Origin of the sequence: Streptomyces sp. NPDC006798, assembly GCF_040635975.1 — a bacterium.
Taxonomy (GTDB): Bacteria; Actinomycetota; Actinomycetes; order Streptomycetales; family Streptomycetaceae; genus Streptomyces.
The window spans coordinates 1-14915 of the sequence record NZ_JBEYIS010000076.1; the positions used below are offsets into that span (position 1 = coordinate 1).

Consider the following 14915-nt stretch of genomic DNA (forward strand, 5'->3'; position numbering starts at 1 on the left):
CGACCGGCTCCCCGGCCCCGCCCTCACCGACGGCACCCGCTGTATCCGCGGCGTCCCGCCCCGGCGGCCGTACGACATGGATCGTCCACCCCCGCCGCATGTCACGCCCTTCCACCGTCCGCTCGCGGCGGACCGGGGACCGGCTCAGACCGGCCAGACGTCCGCCAGCATCGCCCGGGTGTCGGCGAGCAGCTGCGGCAGGACCTTCGTATGGCCGACGACCGGCATGAAGTTGGTGTCCCCGCCCCAGCGGGGCACGATGTGCTGGTGCAGATGGGCGGCGATCCCGGCCCCGGCGGCGGCGCCCTGGTTCATTCCGATATTGAAGCCGTGGGCGCCCGACGCGGTCCGCAGCGCCGTCATCGCCCGCTTGGTGAAGAGCGCCAGCTCGGCGGTCTCGGCGTCGTCCAGCTCGGTGTAGTCGGCGACATGGCGGAACGGTACGACCATGAGATGTCCGCCGTTGTACGGATAGAGGTTGAGCACCGCGTAGACGGCTTCGCCCCGGGCGATCACCAGCCCGTCCTCGTCGGACTTGGCCGGAATGGCGCAGAAGGGGCAGCCGTCGCCGGCCTCGGGCCCGGTGGGCTTGTTCTCGCCCTGGATGTACGCCATCCGGTGCGGCGTCCACAAGCGCTGGAACGCGTCCGGCGTTCCCACCCCGATCTGCTGCTCCGGCTCGTTCGTCATGCTGTGCAGCATATGGCGTGGGCCGTGCGCCGCGTGTCGCCGGGGGCGGTCCCGCCCGTCCCGCGATCCTGGTCGGGTGAGTGCCCCGAGCCCCGGCGGCCAGCAGCCCGCCCATGAGCGCCCCGAACCGCCCGAGAGCCGCGAGGAGCGGATGTGGCGCTGGCGCCGCCGTACGGAAGTGCCCCTCTTCCTCGCCTCCACGGTCTTCCTGGGCTGCTACGCGGTCCGGGTCCTCGACGACGATCTGCCCGGGGCCTGGCGGGACGCCCTGCTGGTGATCACCTATTCGACCTGGGCGATGTTCGTGGTGGACTTCGCGGTCCGCTGGTGGATCAGCGGCCGGGGGCTCTCCTTCGTCCGTACGCATCTGCTGGACGCGATCGTGGTGGCGCTGCCGCTGCTGCGCCCCCTGCGGATCGTGGAGATCTACGGGTCCGTACAGCACCGCCATGAGCACGCCCGGCTCTCCCTCTACGCCCGGGTGATGGCGTACGCGGGCATGACGGCGGCGCTGCTCGGTTTCGCGGGCGCGCTGACGGTCTACTCGGCGGAGCGGTACGCGCCCGGGGCGACGATCCTGACCTTCGGGGACGCCGTGTGGTGGACCTGCTCCACCCTGACCACGGTCGGGTACGGGGACGTGACCCCGGTGACGCCCAAGGGGCGGACGATCGCCTCGTTCATGATGGCCGGGGGGCTCGCCCTGCTGGGCGCGGTGACGGGTTCGTTCTCGTCCTGGCTGATCCAGAGCTTCCGGCTGGACCAGGACGAGGAACCCCCGGGGGGATCATCCCCCGGGGGCCTCGGTTAGAGCGTTCTCGCCGGTCAGACCTGGACGCGCTCGGCGACGACCCGGGCCAGCTTCCGCAGGGCGTCCTCGCGCGGAACGCCGTTCTCCTGGGAGCCGTCGCGGTAGCGGAAGGAGACCGTGCCGGCGTTCATGTCGTCGTCACCGACGATGATCATGAACGGGACCTTCAGCTTCTGGTGGTTGCGGATCTTCTTCTGCATCCGGTCGGACGAGGCGTCGACCTCGACCCGCAGGCCGAGCTTCTTGGCGTCGGCGGCGAACCCCTGGAGGTACTCCACATGCGTGTCGCCGATCGGGATGCCGACGGCCTGGACCGGGGCCAGCCACGGCGGCATGGCGCCCGCGTAGTGCTCCAGCAGGACCGCGAAGAACCGCTCGATGGAGCCGAACAGCGCGCGGTGGATCATGACGGGCCGCTGCCGGGAGCCGTCGGGGGCGGTGTACTCCAGGTTGAACCGCTCGGGCAGGTTGAAGTCGAGCTGGATGGTCGACATCTGCCAGGTCCGGCCGATGGCGTCCCGGGCCTGGACGGAGATCTTCGGGCCGTAGAAGGCGGCGCCGCCCGGGTCGGGGGTGAGTGGGAGGCCCTGCTGCTCGGCGACCCGGCGGAGGACCTCGGTGGCCTCCTCCCAGGTCTCGTCGGAGCCGACGTACTTCTCCGGGTCCTTGGTGGACAGCTCCAGATAGAAGTCGGTCAGACCGTAGTCGCGGAGCAGGTTGAGGACGAAGGTGAGGGTGCGGTCCAGCTCCTCGGCCATCTGCTCACGGGTGCAGTAGATGTGCGCGTCGTCCTGGGTGAAGCCGCGGGCCCGGGTCAGACCGTGTACGACGCCCGACTTCTCGTACCGGTAGACCGTGCCGAACTCGAACAGCCGCAGCGGCAGTTCGCGGTAGGAGCGGCCCCGCGCGTCGAAGATCAGGTTGTGCATCGGGCAGTTCATCGGCTTGAGGTAGTAGTCCGTACCCCCGTCGAGCTGCATGGGGGGGTACATGCCCTCGGCGTACCAGTCGAGGTGGCCGCTCTTCTCGAAGAGGGCGCCCTTGGTGGCGTGCGGGGTGTAGACGAACTCGTACCCCTCCTCCTCGTGCCGCTTGCGGGAGTAGTCCTCCATCACCCGGCGGACGATGCCGCCGCGCGGGTGGAAGACGGCGAGGCCGGAGCCGATCTCGTCGGGTACGGAGAACAGGTCCAGCTCGGAGCCCAGCCTGCGGTGGTCGCGCTTCTCGGCCTCGGCGAGGAAGTCGAGATGCGCCTTCAGCTCGTCCTTGGTCGGCCAGGCGGTGCCGTAGATGCGCTGGAGCATCGGGTTCTTCTCGCTGCCCCGCCAGTAGGCGGCGGCGTTGCGCATCAGCTTGAACGCCGGGATGGCGCGGGTGCTGGGCAGGTGGGGGCCCCGGCAGAGGTCCTTCCAGCACAGCTCGCCGGTCTTGGCGTCGAGGTTGTCGTAGATGGTCAGCTCACCGGCGCCGACCTCGACGTCCGCGCCGTCGTCGCTGGAGGCGGAGCCCTTGAGCCCGATCAGTTCCAGCTTGTACGGCTCCCCGGCCAGCTCCTCACGGGCGGCCTCGTCGGTCACCACCCGGCGGGCGAAGCGCTGGCCGCGCTTCTGGATCTCCTGCATCTTCTTCTCGACGGCCTTGAGATCCTCGGGCGTGAACGGCTTCTCGACATCGAAGTCGTAGTAGAAGCCGTCCTTGACCGGCGGACCGATCCCGAGCTTGGCCTCGGGGAAGAGCTCCTGCACGGCCTGGGCCATGACATGGGCGGTGGAGTGGCGCAGGATGTCGAGACCGTCCGGGGAGGAGATCTCGACCGGCTCGACGGTCTCGCCGTCGGCGGGCTCGTACGCCAGGTCCTTCAGCTCGCCGGCGACCCGGACGGCGATCACGGAACGCTCACCGGCGAAGAGGTCGGCGCCCGTCGTGCCCGTAGTCACCACGCGCTCGTCCCGCTCGGAATCGCGTTGGATGATCACACGGACGTCTGACACCGGTCTCTCCTGACTGCGGAATGCGGCGCGCCGGCGGACACCGGGCGCCCCTGAATCGTACCGAGCCGGGGGCCCCGGCCGCGAAACGGTTGCCCGGCGGCCGGGGCGGGACGTACGGCTCTGAGCGGCGGGGGGCCGGGCGGGGCCGCCTGTCCCCGGCCCCGGCCGGGGCGGGGCGGGGCCGGTCCGCCGGGACGGCGGGGATGCCGTGGGCGCGGCGTCGGCATGCCGGAGCGGGGACGGCGAGGGCGTCGAGCAGATCGACCCCGGTGGCCCGGCCCGCGCCGGGTCGCCGGGCGCGGCCGGACGGCGGCGCCCGGCGGACCCCGGTGACGCCGCCGACGGCAGGGCGGGGCAGCTCCGGCCGGAGCCCCGGGGGGCCGGGCCGTGGGGGCTCCGGTGCCCCGGCCGCGGTGACGGACCGCCAGGAATCGTTCCCGCCCCGCGGGTTGCCGACGGCTCGCGTACGCGGCGGAGGGGCCGGGATCACCGATGCGGCGGAGGAAGTGCCGTTCGCCGTACGGGTGCGAGGAGTTCGGCATGGCGTGCTGGTTCGACGGCCCGCTGGCCGCCTTCACCGCGGAGACGACCGGGCCGGACGCCGAGCGGGACCGGATCGCGGCCGCCGCCCTGGTGATGCGGCAGTCGCCCGGGGCGCGTCCCGAGGTGGTCCGCCGGCCGGTCGATCCGGGGGTGCCGGTCCCGCCCGGTGACCGGCCCCGGGGCCAGGGCCGGTGGCCCGCACCGGTGGTGGAGGAGATCGCGCGGGCCCTGGTCCGCCGGTGCGCGGCGGCCCGGCCGCTGGTGGTGGTGAACGCGCCGTTCGCTCTGACGCTGCTCGACCGCGAACTCCGCCGCCACCGCGCCTCGTCGCTCCCCCGGGCGCCGGAGACCGTCCCGCTCTGCGTTCTGGACCCGCTGGTCCTGGACCGGCATCTGGACCGCTACCGCAAGGGCGGCCGGGCGCTCGGCGATCTCTGCGGACAGTACGGGGTGGCGCCGGACGGGCCGCCCGGGGCGGCGGCGGACGCGGTGGCGGCGCTGGAGCCGGCCCGGGCGGTGGGGCGGCGGTTCGCGGCCCGGCTGGAGCGCCTGTCGGCGGCCGAGTTGCATACGCTCCAGGGGGTGTGGCACGCGGCGGGGGCGCGCGGCATGGAGACCTGGTCCGCCCGCGCCGGTACGGAGCGGGCGGTGGATCCGGCCTGGCCGCTCCGGTCCGAACTGCCCGCCGAGGCCCGCGCGGAGCCTTGGACGGCAAACGGAAAGGCCGGTCCGTCATGACGACGGACCGGCCTTCTCCCGGTGGGCGATACTGGGTTCGAACCAGTGACCTCTTCGGTGTGAACGAAGCGCTCTCCCACTGAGCTAATCGCCCGGGAACGCACCGAACGATACAGGCAGCCGGCGCCCGCCTTCAAATCGACAACCCGCTCCCCAGATAGCGCCCGAGCCCGGCCCGGCCCGCGCGCATCATGACGGTGTGGTTGGCCCGGAACAGGGGACGGCACGGCACGGCCAGCCGCCGCATCAGGGGCCGCCGGATCTCCACCTCCTGGTCGTACACGGCACGGGTCCCGGGGCCGCGCGGGCCGACGGTCCAGCGGGCCCATCCCTCCAGATCGCCGCGGAGGTCGATCTGGAGCACCCCGGACTCCGGGTCCCGGCGCACCGCGCGGGCGGTGACGGCGAGTTCGTACGGCAACAGCGACCGGAACCGGGCCGAGCCCCGGCCGTCCCCGAGATCGGTGACGGCCCGCACCTGGGGCCACCAGCGGGGGTAGTCCGCGGGCCGGGCGAGCGCCGCGAAGACGGCTTCGGGCGGGGCGTCGATGTCCCAGACGCAGTGGAAGCGGTAGCGGAACCAGTCCATGGGTCCAGTCTGCGCCGTGCCCCGCCGGGCGGGGCGCGCCACGAGGTACGGGCCTGTCGGTGGGCCTCCCCCGGCGGACCGGGCCGCGCCCGGCGGCCCGACGTCGTCGGCGGCCCGCGCCCCGCGAGCGCCCTCCGGGCAGGGGACAGTGCCTCCGCCGGAGGAGTTTCGACCGCACGCCGTCGTGGGCTGGTCGCGCAGTTCCCCGCGCCCCTGGTTGCCCTCCTGACCGTCCCTCCGGGGAGACGGGCCCTCCAAGGCCGGGAACCCTTTCAGGGGCGGTGCCGGGGAGAGCATTTAGGGGCGCGGGGAACTGCGCGACCGGCCACGGCTGTCCGCAGACCGCCGACAACATCAGGGCGCCGGGCGCGACCCGGGCAGTGGGACGGTGCCCGGGAGAGCCAAGGCGCTGGGGGTCCCCCCATAGCCGAAGGCATAGGGGGCGGAACTGCGCGACAAGCCACCCACGGTCGGCAGACCGCAGACGACCTGAGGGCGCCGGGCGGGTCCCGGAGAGCCGAGGCGCCGGGCACTGACCGGCCCCAGGTCGCCCAGAACTACTCAGGCCCGTCTGAGTAGCCGGGCCGATGCCGGGCGCCGGGCCCCCGGTCAGACTCCGGGCATGACCTCGTCCTCACCGCCGCTGCCGCCCGCCGACGAACTCGTTCTCGTCGACCGCGAGCTGGCCCGGCTGGAAGCCCATCGCGGGCAGCTGCTGCTGCGGCGTGCCTGGCTGATCTCGCGGATCTCCGGGCCCGCCGCGCCGCGGGCCCGGGCGGCGGGCACCGGTGGCTGGTCCGTACCCCGTCCCGCCGATCCCACCGGGCCGGTGGCGGACGTCTCCGGGCCCGGTGCCCGGAATGTGCTGCTGGCGCTCGGCGGGACGCTGCTGGCGATCGCCGCCGTCGCGTTCACGGTGGTCAGCTGGGGGTCGCTGGGCATCGCCGGGCGGGGTGCCGTACTCGCGGTGCTGACGACGGCCGCGCTGGGGCTGCCGGTCGTGCTGCGGCGGCGCGGGCTGACGGCCACGGCCGAGGCGGTGGCCGGGCTCGGGCTGGTGCTGACCGTGCTGGACGCCTACGCCCTGCGGCAGATCGGGCTCGGCGGCGGCGACCCGGTCGGGTACACGGGGTCGGCGGCGGCCGTGCTGGCGGTGGCGTGGGCGGCGTACGGCCGGGCGCTGCCCGGTCTCGCGGTGCCGCTGCCCGCGGCGGTGGCGGCGGCCCAACTGCCGCTGGTGCTCTGGGCGTCGGCGGCGGACGGCGGGCTGGTGACGGCGGCCCTGACGGCGACCGCCGCGTTCGACGTCGCGATCGCCGTCCGGCTGTCGCACCCGGTCGTCCGGCCCCTGGCGGCCGCCTTCGCCGTGGCGACGGGCGGCTGGGCGGCGGCGGACGGCGTCGCCGCCTCGGCCCTGGCGGGGTCGCCGGGCGCGGCGCTCGGTCCGGGGGCGCGGCTGACGGTACTGGCGGCGGTGGCGCTGTACGCGGCCCGTCCCGGGACCCGGGCGGCGGTGCCGGGGGCGGTGGCCGCCGGTCTCGCCCTGACGGCCGCCGCGGGCGGTCCGGTACGGGCAGCGGTGCCGGTCGGCTGGGCGGTGACCGCGTACGCGCTGATCGCGGCGGTGCTGTTCGTCGCGGTCCCGGCCCGGCTGCCCGCGGACGTGGCGCGGGGGCTGCGCGGGGCGGCGGCGGGGGTCCTGGGCGGCGCGCTCGTACTGACGCTGCCGCTGACGGTGCTGGCGCTGGCCGGACCGGTGACGACCCTGCCGGGGTTGTGGCGGGGCGCGCCGGACGACGCGTACGCGGCGGTGGGTACGGAGCTTCCGGTGGTGTTCTTCTCGGCGGCGCCGGTGACGCTGCTGCTGGTGGCGGGGGCGCTGGCCCGGTACGGACGGTGGACGGACGAGCGGCCCCGTACGGAGGCGCCGGAGACGGAGCCGACCGTGGCGCCGGAGGCCGGGGAGACCGGGCGGCTCGTCGCCCCGGGGGTCGCGGCCGGGCTGCTGTGGGCGGCGCTGGCCACGGTTCCGGCGGCCGTGTCGATGGCGTACCCGGCGGCCGTCGGCTACGGGCTGGTGCTCACCCTGGCGGCGCTGGCCCTGGGCGCCCTCGTACGGTCGCCGGTGACGGGCCCGGTGGTGCCGGTCTGCGGGCTGCTGGGCGCGGCGGCGGCCGGCGGGCTGGCCTCGGCCGACCGGACCGCGACCTTCGTGGTCCTGGGCTCGGTGGTCGCGGCGCTGGTGGCGGGGGCCGCCGCGGCCCGGGCGGGAGTGGCGGTACGGACCGGGTACGCGGTCGCGGCGGCCCTGTTCGGCTCCTGGCTGCTGCTGGCCGGGGCGCGGGCGGCGGAGCTGTCGGCGTCCTGGTCGGGGCTGCTGCTGATGGTGGTGCCCGGGGCGCTGTGCGCGGTCGCCGCCCGCCGGTCCGCGGCCCCGGCCGTCCCGCTGGAGGCGACGGCGGCGCTGGTGACGACGGTGGCGCTGCTGCTGGCGTCGGGGGATCTGCCGATGATCTCCGTACTGCTGGGGCTCGCCGGGTCGCTGGCGGCGGCCACGGCGCTCCGCCCCGAGCGGCGGCTCCCGGCCGGGGGCACGGCGGCGGCGCTGTTCCTGCTGGCGACCTGGGTCCGGCTGGCCGCCTGGGAGATCACGGTCCCGGAGGCGTACACGCTGCCGGTCTCGGTCCCGGCCCTCGCCCTCGGCGTCCTGCTGCGGCGCCGTACCCCGGCGACCTCGTCCTGGGCGGCGTACGGCCCCGGACTCGCCGCGACCCTGCTGCCGAGCCTCCACACGGCCTGGGGCGACCCGGGCTGGACCCGGCCGCTGCTGCTGGGCCTGGCGGCCCTGGCGATCACCCTCACCGGCGCCCACCGCCGCCTCCAGGCGCCGCTGATCCTCGGCGCGGCGGTGCTGGCCCTGGTCGCGCTCCGCGAGCTGGCGCCGTACGCGGTGCAGGCCATGGGGGCACTCCCCCGCTGGCTGCCGCCGGCGCTCGCGGGTCTGCTGCTCCTGGTCACGGGCGCCACTTACGAGCAGCGGCTGCACGACGCCCGCCGGCTGCGCGACACGGTCCACCGCATGCGGTAGGCGCCCCGATGGTCCGTTCCGGTCCCGGGCTCCCGGGGCCGGAACGGAAAGCGGCCGGGGCCGGTCCGCGGATTCTCGCGGACCGGCCCCGGCCGGTGTTGTGGGCGATACTGGGTTCGAACCAGTGACCTCTTCGGTGTGAACGAAGCGCTCTCCCGCTGAGCTAATCGCCCGGGAACGCGTCGCCAACATTACCCCATGTCAGAGGGGCTCCGGACCACCCGGTCGGACGGCGGTCACCCACCGGCCGGGCGGCCCGTCGGCCCGGGACCGCGCGGCGCTACGCGTCGATCTTCCACGGCATCACGATGCCGAACTTCCAGAGGTAGATCCCGGCCAGTACGGCGCAGATGGCCACACCGATCGAGGTGAGGATGATGTTCCGCCGCCGGACGCGGGGATCCAGGGCCCGCTGCGCCGCCTCGCTCACCTTGCGCTTGGTCCAGCGGAGCACCAGCTGCGCCCAGACGAACTCGGTCGCCCAGATCGCCATACCTGCGAAGATCACCACCCAGCCGGGGCCGGGCAGGACCAGCATCGCGACGCCCGCGCCGACGACCGCCAGGCCGACCAGGAACACCCCGACCTGCCAGCTCAGATGGAGCGCCCTCGACCGCTTGATGAAGGCCGGCGCCTTGGAGCCGAGTACCGGCTCCGGCTGCCCCTCCGTGCCCTTGCCCGCACCGGGCGCGCCGTCGGCGGCCCCCGCCGCCCCCGTCACGGAAGCCGAGTCCCGAGTCACCAGGTTCTCCCCCCGCTCGCTCTCCGTTTTCATGCACTCAAACGTACCGGATCACCTTCCCGGTTCACCGGATTGGACGTATAACGCAAAGTAATGCAGGGCCGTACGAGCGACATGAAGGATCACAAAACGGTCAGAGGGGTTTACAACGACACCGTAGGTGGCATGTCGATTTCGCCGACGTGCGAATCCCCGAGCGCACACTGAGCGAAAGGCCCTGGCGCTTATGAACACCACGGTCAGCTGCGAGCTGCACCTGCGCCTCGTTGTGTCGAGCGAGTCATCACTGCCTGTACCCGCGGGCCTGCGGTACGACACGGCCGATCCCTATGCCGTGCATGCCACCTTCCACACCGGAGCCGAAGAGACGGTCGAATGGGTCTTCGCCCGCGATCTGCTCGCCGAGGGGCTGCACCGGCCCACCGGCACCGGCGACGTCCGGGTCTGGCCGTCCCGCAGTCACGGTCAGGGCGTCGTCTGCATCGCGCTGAGCTCTCCGGAGGGCGAAGCCCTGCTGGAGGCCCCGGCCCGGGCCCTGGAATCGTTCCTGAAGCGGACCGACGCCGCGGTGCCACCGGGTACCGAGCATCGCCACTTCGATCTCGACACGGAACTGTCCCACATCCTGGCCGAGAGCTGAGGCAGGCCGGGACCCGCCCGGCGCCGTCCTACTCGGGGAGACGGCGCCGAGCGGACCCCCCCATATGTGACACACCGGTGCCGTCACCGCGTCCGCGCGGTGACGGCACCGCTGCGTTCCGGGGCGAACCGCTAGAGTGCACCGGAATTCGGCGGGCACCGGCCCGCGGCAGGCCATGGAGCGCATCGTGCTGATCCCTCACGACACCAGATTCGCCCTCGACATGGTGGTGGACCTGGTGAACACGGCGCCGCAGGACGATCACGGCGCCGGGGTCACCGAGGAGGGGCTGGTGGACGTGGCCGCCCTCGACACCTTCGTACAGGCGCACTCCATCAGTGACGTGGGCGAGCTGGGCGGCCGCGATCTGCACGCCGTCCGCCGGGTCCGGGACCGGTTCGCGGAGATCTTCGCCGCCTCCGAGCGGAGAGCCGCGGCGGAGCTGGTGAACGATCTGGTCGCCGAGGCGGGCACCACTCCCCAGCTGACCGACCACGACGGCTACGACTGGCACGTCCACTACTTCGCGCCGGGCGCGTCGGTGGCCGACCATCTGGCGGCGGACGGCGGGATGGCCCTCGCCTTCATCGTCGTCGCGGGCGAGCAGGAACGGCTGCGGCGCTGCGAGGCGCCGGACTGCGGCCGGGCCTTCGTCGATCTGTCCCGCAATCGCTCCCGCCGCTACTGCGACAGCCGGACCTGCGGCAACCGGCTCCATGTGGCCGCCTACCGGGCCCGCCGCAAGGAAGCGGCGGGCTGAGCGGACCCGGCCGCGCGGAGACCGTTCACGCGGGCGCGGTACGAGTCCGGTTCCCGTTCCGGTTCCGGTTCCGGTTCCGACGGCAGACCACCGGCACCCGCGGCCCCCGGGCAGGCGCTCACAACAGGAACAGATCATGGACGGCGGCCATCAGCAACAGCACGCCGATCACCGTCAGGAAGATCATCAGCGGCGGCTGGGAGAGCGCGAAGAGACAGCCCCGGGGCTCCTGCGGCTGCGGCTGCTGCGGCTCTGGTGTCGGTACGGGATTCCCCCGCGAGGTATCGAGCATCTCGGGGTGATGATGACGCAGAGCGCGGCCCCTTGATCGCTCAACACACATAGTGGGGGCGGGAGTTCATCACATCCCACCCCGTCGTCTCACCCCTTGAGAAGTTCCGACCGACCGGTACAGAAACGGCGCCTCGGCGGGCCGTCAGATGCCGTGCTTCTTGAGGATCGCCTCGATATCGCTGAAGTCCTCGCCCGCGCCCCCGCCGGACGACTTGCCGGCGCCCGCGGCTCCGGCCGGCTTCGGCCGCTTCCCCGGCCGGGCCTGTCCGGCGCCGAGCGACGGGGCCGAGGCGGCGGGCGCCACGGCGTCCCGCCGGGCCGCCGCCTTCGCCGCCCGGCGCTCCTTACGGCCGGGCAGACCCTTGCGCCGCTCCACACCCCGGATGCCCATGAACATCGCCCACGCCCCGCCGAGCAGCCCGAAACCGATCCATGCCGTGGGGCTGAAGGCCGTGTCGACCGCCCAGGCGACCGCGCCGGTGAGCACCAGACCGAGCGGGATCAGGGAGTACGCGGCGATCCGCGCGGCCGTCAGAAAACGCCTGCGGTACGCCGTCACCCCGGCGATGCCCAGGCCCGCCGCGGCCACCGCGGAACATATGGTCTCGGCAATCATCCGGTCCTCCTGCTCGGTTCGGCGCCGGGTACCGGCGCCCGTCCATCTGGCTTCCACACTGCGCAACGAACAACCGCTGCCATGCCGACCCGACCGGGCCGCGCGGCGGCGATCCGCCGGGCTCGCCGGTTGTGTCCCTTCCATCCTGCACCGGCGGACGGCGCCGGGGCCACGGGGACGGGCCGGTCTCAGGGAGATCTCCGGGACGGGATCGTCCCAGGGGCGGGGCCTCACCCGGGCCGGGCGGCCCGGCTGGGAGACTCACCGTATGAACGACTCCACACCCTCCTCCGTTCCCGCGCCGTCCGCCGTCCCGCCCGCCCCCGTCGTCCCCGTCGTCCTCGACGTATGGTGCGAACTGCAGTGCCCCGACTGTCTGACCGCCCTCGACGATCTGCGGGCCCTGCGGGAGCGGTACGGCGACCGGCTGGAGGTACGGCTGCGCCACTTCCCGCTGGAGAAGCACAAGTACGCCTTCGCCGCCGCGCAGGCCGCCGAGGAGGCGGCGGTCCAGGGACGCGGCTGGGAGTACGCCGGGGCCGTGCTCGCCGGGGTGGACGGGCTGAGCCGGCGCGGTGAGGAGTTCCTGCTGGCGACCGCCCGGGAACTGGGCCTCGACGCCGACGAGTTCGACACGGCGCTGATCGACGGACGGCACATCCTGGCCGTCGACGCCGACCAGGCCGAGGGCAAGGCGATCGGGGTGACCGGCACCCCGACGTATCTCGTCGGGGGCGAGCGGCTGGACGGCGGCAAGAGCCAGGAGGGGCTGCGGGCCCGGATCGAGGAGATCGCCGACCGGCTGCTCGCGGGATAGACCCCCGCGGTTCTCCGGCGCACCCGTCACAGCAGGGGTTTGCTCCAGAGGGCCCCGGTCTCCCCGGCGCCGGACCGCGGCGGTCCGTCCTCGGTGTAGCCGAGGGCGGTGACCAGCCGGACCGCCTCGGCGGCGGCCGGCGGTACGGAGACCCGGACCGTGTCGCAGCCCCAGCCGCGCAGTACCTCCTCGGCGGCGAGCGCGGCCACGGTGCCCCGGCCCCGCCGCCGGTCGGCGGGGTCCACATGGAGCGCCCGGAGGGTGCCGGTCCGGGGTCCGGCGCCCGGCAGGGTCGCGATCTCGACACCGCCGACGCGGCGCCCGTTGACGCAGATGTCGTAGTCGCGCGCACGGGCGCCGCCGGTCTCTTCGCGTGGCGGCCCGGTCGGCCGCAGGGTCGTCGTCACCGGGTGGTTCTACCCATCCCGGGGACGGTCCCGCACCGGTTCTCGCGTCAAGGAAGCCGGGGATCGGGGTCGGCCGCCGCGCGCTCCTCGAAGATCCGCACGGCCTTGGCGGTGACCGGGCCAGGGGCGCCGGGCAGCTCGCGGCCGTCGATCCGGTGGACGGCCTGCACATCGCGGAGGCTGGAGGTCAGGAAGATCTCGTCGGCCCGCTCCAGTACGTCGAACGGCAGATCGGTCTCGGTGGCCCCGGTCCACTCCACCGTCAGCGCGCGGGTGATGCCCGCGAGCGCGCCGGAGGAGATCGGCGGGGTCAGCAGCTCACCGCCGACCACGACGAAGACATTGGACCCGGTGCCCTCGCAGAGGAGCCCCCTCGTATTGGCGAAGAGCGCCTCGGACGCGCCGTGCTCGGCGGCCCGGGCGAGGGCGACGACGTTCTCGGCGTACGAGGTGGACTTGAGTCCGGTGAGCGCGCCGCGCTCGTTGCGGACCCAGGGGACGGTGATCGCGGCGGTGGTGTCGGGGCGGCGGGCGGCGGCGCCGAGGGCGACCACCAGGGTCGGTCCCGCGGTGCCCCGGTCGGAGCCGAGCGGGGAGATCCCGCCGGTGTAGGTGATCCGCAGCCGTCCCAGGTCGACCGGGTTGGCGTCGAGGACGGCCGCGCAGGCGTGCCGGATCTCGTCGTGGTCCGGGTCGGGCAGGCCCAGTCCGCGGGCGGAGCGGGTGAGGCGTTCGAGGTGGAGGGTGAGGGCGAAGGCCCGCCCGTGCTCGGCCTTGGCCGTCTCGAAGACCCCGTCGCCGACGGTGAGACCGTGGTCGAGTACGGAGATCCTGGCCTCTCCGGCGTCCCTCAGCGCGCCGTCCACCCACAGCTTCATCAATACCGTCCTTCCGCGTTCAGGGCGGCCGGGGCCGGATTCCCGGCTCCCCCCGCCGGTGCTGCCGCACCATCGTCGCCCGACGCTATCGCGAGCAGTCTGCGGGCCTTCAGCTCGGTCTCCGCCCATTCGCGGTCGGGGTCGGAGCCCCAGGTGATCCCGGCGCCGGTGCCGAACCGCAGCAGGGGGCGGTCCTGGTCGGCCCGGTCGATCCAGAAGGTGCGGATGCCCACGGCCAGCTCGGCCCGGCCCCGGTCGGCGTCGACCCAGCCGATGCCGCCGCAGTACGGCCCCCGGTCCGCGGTCTCCAGCGCCTCGATGATCCGCAGGGCGCTGGACTTGGGCGCGCCGGTGACGGAGCCGGGCGGGAAGGTGGCGTCGAGGAGGTCGCGCCAGCCGCTTCCGGTCCGCAGCTCGCCGCGGACGGTCGAGACCAGGTGGACCAGTCCGGGGTGGGGTTCGACGGCGCACAGCTCGGGCACCGTGACCGAGCCGGTGGCGCAGACCCGGCCCAGGTCGTTGCGGACCAGGTCGACGATCATCACATTCTCGGCGTGGTCCTTCTCCAGCAGATCGGCCGCCGTCCGGCCGGTGCCCTTGATCGGCCCGGACTCGACAGTGGTCCCGGAGCGGCGGAGATACAGCTCGGGCGAAGCGGTGGCGATCTCCACCCCGTGACCGGGCAGGCGAATCGTTCCTGCGTAGGGGGCGGGGTTGCCCAGGGCGAGCAAGGCGGTGAGCGCGTCGACATCGGCCCGCTCCCCCCGCTCCGGCAGCGGAGCTGAGAGCACCCGGCAGAGGTTCGCCTGGTAGACCTCGCCCGCCGCGATGTGTTCCCGGATCCGGCGGACACCCGCGGTGTAGGCGTCGCGGCCGAGGGACGAGGTCCAGTCGGCCGCGTCCGGCCCGCGCCAGCGGCCGGGGACGGGCGGCGGCACCGGTCCGGTCCGGACGTCCGCGAACCGGGCACAGGTGATCCGGCCCTCGAAGTCCGCGGAGACGGCCCAGAAGCCCGCGGAGTCCAGGGCCCCGGGATCGTGGGTGACGTCCCGCAGACCGGTGGCGATCAGATGCCCGAATCGGGCGAGCGGAGGGTGGTGGTGCACGGTGTCGAGTCTATGACCGGGGCGGATGGGGTCCGGGACTGCCGAGGCGCCGGCCGCCGTCCGGAACCGGCGCCGCCCCGGAAGCCGCCCCGGCGGCGTACCGCGGACGGCCTCCGGACGACTGCGGGGCGAACACACGTCAGCACGCTGCGGAAACGCGTTTTTGTGCTGGCCCGGGAATCCGCTAGAGTTCAACACGTCGCCG

15 protein-coding genes and 2 tRNA genes are annotated in these 14915 nt (G+C 74.0%); 6 read left to right on the plus strand and 11 right to left on the minus strand.

Annotated elements, in window-relative coordinates; translation table 11 throughout:
• Positions 1-144: 144 nt before the first annotated feature.
• Positions 145-702 (minus strand): HIT domain-containing protein, encoded by a 558-nt coding sequence (locus ABZ714_RS32115; RefSeq protein WP_358828887.1) that lies wholly within the window; start codon positions 700-702, stop codon positions 145-147.
• A gap of 64 nt (positions 703-766) precedes the next feature.
• Between ABZ714_RS32115 and ABZ714_RS32120 the strand changes: the two genes are divergently transcribed.
• Positions 767-1501, plus strand: a complete 735-nt coding sequence (locus tag ABZ714_RS32120; RefSeq protein WP_358828888.1) for an ion channel — start codon at positions 767-769, stop codon at positions 1499-1501.
• 14 nt (positions 1502-1515) lie between these two features.
• On the opposite strand, the gene thrS is transcribed toward ABZ714_RS32120, so the two are convergent.
• Positions 1516-3492: a threonine--tRNA ligase gene (thrS, locus tag ABZ714_RS32125; protein WP_358828889.1), complete on the minus strand. Its 1977-nt coding sequence runs from the start codon at positions 3490-3492 to the stop codon at positions 1516-1518.
• Positions 3493-4032: 540 nt separating this feature from the next.
• On the opposite strand from thrS, the gene ABZ714_RS32130 reads away from it, so the two are divergent.
• The gene (locus ABZ714_RS32130) at positions 4033-4773 is read left to right on the plus strand and encodes a 3'-5' exonuclease (RefSeq protein WP_358828890.1); all 741 of its coding nucleotides are present in this window, start codon (positions 4033-4035) and stop codon (positions 4771-4773) included.
• A gap of 22 nt (positions 4774-4795) precedes the next feature.
• Here the strand turns inward: ABZ714_RS32130 and ABZ714_RS32135 are convergent.
• Both ABZ714_RS32135 and ABZ714_RS32140 read right to left on the minus strand, forming a co-directional pair.
• Positions 4796-4867: transfer RNA gene (locus ABZ714_RS32135), tRNA-Val, on the minus strand.
• A 39-nt stretch (positions 4868-4906) separates the two neighbouring features.
• Positions 4907-5362, minus strand: coding sequence for an SRPBCC family protein (locus ABZ714_RS32140; protein ID WP_358828891.1), 456 nt, complete (start codon positions 5360-5362; stop codon positions 4907-4909).
• Positions 5363-5984: 622 nt separating this feature from the next.
• Here ABZ714_RS32140 and ABZ714_RS32145 point away from each other — a divergent pair.
• Positions 5985-8450, plus strand: a complete 2466-nt coding sequence (locus tag ABZ714_RS32145; protein WP_358828892.1) for a hypothetical protein — start codon at positions 5985-5987, stop codon at positions 8448-8450.
• Between the two features lie 101 nt (positions 8451-8551).
• Here ABZ714_RS32145 and ABZ714_RS32150 read toward each other — a convergent pair.
• Positions 8552-8623, minus strand: a tRNA-Val gene (locus ABZ714_RS32150).
• 107 nt (positions 8624-8730) lie between these two features.
• Positions 8731-9225: a TIGR02611 family protein gene (locus ABZ714_RS32155; protein ID WP_358828893.1), complete on the minus strand. Its 495-nt coding sequence runs from the start codon at positions 9223-9225 to the stop codon at positions 8731-8733.
• Positions 9226-9418: 193 nt separating this feature from the next.
• Here ABZ714_RS32155 and ABZ714_RS32160 point away from each other — a divergent pair, with 193 nt between their 5' ends.
• Positions 9419-9832: an SsgA family sporulation/cell division regulator gene (locus tag ABZ714_RS32160; protein ID WP_003959770.1), complete on the plus strand. Its 414-nt coding sequence runs from the start codon at positions 9419-9421 to the stop codon at positions 9830-9832.
• Between the two features lie 187 nt (positions 9833-10019).
• Complete coding sequence (locus ABZ714_RS32165) at positions 10020-10592, plus strand: CGNR zinc finger domain-containing protein (RefSeq protein WP_358828894.1); 573 nt, start codon at positions 10020-10022, stop codon at positions 10590-10592.
• A gap of 118 nt (positions 10593-10710) precedes the next feature.
• Here the strand turns inward: ABZ714_RS32165 and ABZ714_RS32170 are convergent, their stop codons facing one another.
• Both ABZ714_RS32170 and ABZ714_RS32175 read right to left on the minus strand, forming a co-directional pair.
• Complete coding sequence (locus tag ABZ714_RS32170; RefSeq protein WP_358828895.1) at positions 10711-10884, minus strand: hypothetical protein; 174 nt, start codon at positions 10882-10884, stop codon at positions 10711-10713.
• Positions 10885-11028: 144 nt separating this feature from the next.
• Positions 11029-11502: a hypothetical protein gene (locus tag ABZ714_RS32175; protein ID WP_358828896.1), complete on the minus strand. Its 474-nt coding sequence runs from the start codon at positions 11500-11502 to the stop codon at positions 11029-11031.
• A gap of 268 nt (positions 11503-11770) precedes the next feature.
• On the opposite strand from ABZ714_RS32175, the gene ABZ714_RS32180 reads away from it, so the two are divergent.
• The gene (locus tag ABZ714_RS32180) at positions 11771-12319 is read left to right on the plus strand and encodes a DsbA family protein (RefSeq protein WP_358828897.1); all 549 of its coding nucleotides are present in this window, start codon (positions 11771-11773) and stop codon (positions 12317-12319) included.
• 26 nt (positions 12320-12345) lie between these two features.
• Here ABZ714_RS32180 and ABZ714_RS32185 read toward each other — a convergent pair whose 3' ends face one another.
• From ABZ714_RS32185 to ABZ714_RS32195, 3 genes are read right to left on the minus strand one after another with little or no spacing between them, the layout of a single operon-like run.
• Complete coding sequence (locus tag ABZ714_RS32185; RefSeq protein WP_358828898.1) at positions 12346-12726, minus strand: GNAT family N-acetyltransferase; 381 nt, start codon at positions 12724-12726, stop codon at positions 12346-12348.
• A gap of 47 nt (positions 12727-12773) precedes the next feature.
• Positions 12774-13604, minus strand: a complete 831-nt coding sequence (locus ABZ714_RS32190) for an aminodeoxychorismate lyase (RefSeq protein ID WP_358828899.1) — start codon at positions 13602-13604, stop codon at positions 12774-12776.
• On the minus strand, positions 13604-14710 hold the full coding sequence (locus tag ABZ714_RS32195; protein ID WP_358828900.1) for a chorismate-binding protein: 1107 nt from the start codon (positions 14708-14710) through the stop codon (positions 13604-13606). The genes ABZ714_RS32190 and ABZ714_RS32195 overlap by 1 nt, the downstream gene beginning before the upstream one ends.
• Positions 14711-14915 lie beyond the last annotated feature (205 nt).